Genomic DNA, 1,292 nt, shown 5'->3' on the forward strand with positions numbered 1-1,292 from the left:
TGGTTTAGCTTGGGTGTTACAGCGTTGTCGCACCTTAATTGGGCGTTATGTGGTAATGGCATTTGCACGCAAGGAGTTAGAGTGGCAAAGAATTTTATAGTATTCGATCTTGACGGAACGATTAGCGACCCTAAAGATGGTATCGTACGTTCAATGAATTATGCTCTAGAGGCGCATGGTTTTCCATGCCGTAGTGAGCAATACTTAGAGCGGTATATTGGACCACCTTTAGATAAGGCTTTTAAAGAGTTATCTGGCTCTGAAGATACAGAACTAATGCTTTCGTTAGTTGCTAAATATCGTGAACGTTATTCAGAGGTTGGTTATTCGGAGAACAGGCTTTATGAGGGCGTAGTTTCTAGTCTAGAAATTTTGTCTGAAAAGCACCCATTAGCTATTTGTACATCGAAAAGAGCAGATTTCGCGGAACGAATCTTAGCTTTATTCGGGCTTGGTCACTTCTTTGAATTTGTCAGTGGCGGTGACGTAGGAATCACGAAAATATCTCAATTATCAGATTTACTATCGACTGGTAAAATCGGTTCAGGCTCAATTATGGTTGGTGATAGAAATGCCGATTTGATTGGAGCACATAAAAATGGGTTGCAATCAGTGGGAGTTCTTTGGGGATATGGTGACTATCAAGAGCTATCATCAGAAAGTCCGTCTATGATTTTGGGAAGCCCAAGTGAGCTAAACAAAATTATCACATAACAAACAATTTAAGAGGGATTCTCAACGCTCGGCATTTTTGCTTCTACTTCAAGTTTAGTGTTTATGGCGCAATGCGTTAGGTTGGGTGGTAGCGTTGTTCACCCCTTAATTGGGCGTTATGCCTTTTAGGAGAAAGCAAAAAATGGCGAAAAACTACGAAATTGGAAAAGTCGTGGAGATACCGCTCGAAAATGGATATTTCGGATATGGTTTAATTCTTAATGAACCAGTTGTAGCTTTCTCTAAACAGGTTTTTTCGAAGCCCCAACAAGACTTTATATCGCTGTTCGATGGACCTGTATTCTGTATTTGGGTAATGAAGCTTGCTCTTGGAGAGCAGGGGTGGAACAAAGTCGGAAAGTTAGAAGATCATGCTTTGTTTCTTTCTCATCAGAAGTTCTACAAATTCGACTTAATATCTAAAAAATTCTCGATATACTCTGGTGCTCAAGAGGCATCAGCTGAAAAGTCAGAGTGCTTGGATCTTGAGTGTGCAGCCGTTTGGGATAGAGAGCACGTAGAAGATAGGTTGCTCTCTCTTAGTGAGGGTAATGAGTGCAAGTGGACGACTTTATTGC

The 1,292-nt window shown here is 40.9% G+C and carries 2 protein-coding genes; both read left to right on the forward strand.

Annotation, left to right across the window (positions count from 1 at the left end):
• The first annotated feature begins 81 nt into the window (after positions 1-81).
• Complete coding sequence (locus tag FCV43_RS00020; RefSeq protein WP_136993654.1) at positions 82-714, forward strand: HAD hydrolase-like protein; 633 nt, start codon at positions 82-84, stop codon at positions 712-714.
• Between the two features lie 142 nt (positions 715-856).
• Positions 857-1,292, forward strand: a 436-nt coding sequence (locus FCV43_RS00025) for a hypothetical protein (RefSeq protein WP_136993657.1), incomplete at its 3' end; no start/stop codon positions are given.

Source organism: Vibrio genomosp. F6 (genome assembly GCF_005146325.1).
Taxonomy (GTDB): domain Bacteria; phylum Pseudomonadota; class Gammaproteobacteria; order Enterobacterales; family Vibrionaceae; genus Vibrio; species Vibrio cortegadensis.